The sequence below is a fragment of the Bacillus sp. LR--39 genome, assembly GCF_053613335.1.
This window is the reverse complement of record NZ_JBSIOT010001094.1, coordinates 1-634: the sequence shown is the minus strand read 5'-3', so window position 1 is coordinate 634 and position 634 is coordinate 1. Positions and strand designations below refer to the sequence as shown.

1 protein-coding gene is annotated in these 634 nt (G+C 34.1%); it reads right to left on the bottom strand.

Annotation, left to right across the window (positions count from 1 at the left end):
- Nucleotides 1–353: 353 nt before the first annotated feature.
- Nucleotides 354–634 (bottom strand): hypothetical protein (locus ACWHAR_RS28655; RefSeq protein WP_452088646.1); only part of this gene is annotated, 281 nt, incomplete at its 5' end.

Sequence of the window (634 nt, the reverse complement as noted above, 5' to 3'; positions counted from 1 at the left end):
GAAAACAAGAGATGTTGAATTTACTATATCGTTTGAAATATTTGGAATTGATAATGGTTAAGGATAATGCCTGATTGGCATCTGAAGAGCAGTTGCTGACATTACGTTGTACCTATTATAAACAAAGAAAAAATATCTGATTGTAATTCGGAGCGGGTGATGGCTGTTAAAAATTGTTGTCATCCGTTTCCGATATAGCTTGAGGTTTGGATATATTCACTTTTGTAACTAAATTAAATTTTCACTCCAGAACACTATAGTTTGCTGAGATTATAATAACGAAGAGATGAAACATTTATTTAATTAAGATTTTCTACTTAATGATATTATTTTTATCTATTGAAGGTCTAAAACTAGAAGAAAAAGGTAGGTGTTGGCTCAAATATGCACCAAGCGAATGGATAAATATGCTCTGCCCTTCCAATATAGCGTCTGTACTGGGTTTCATACTTTGATTTTCGTGCAACACAACCTATATTTTTGTATGGGTATTTACGTATTTGAAAATACAGATAACCAGACTTGTTAGCAATTTGCAGTGTGAAAATAGATCGTGAATAACCATAAAAAAGAGCCCAGAGAAGGCCATCCCTGAACCCCACATCCCTCACTTCATATACCGATACTCCCGCAA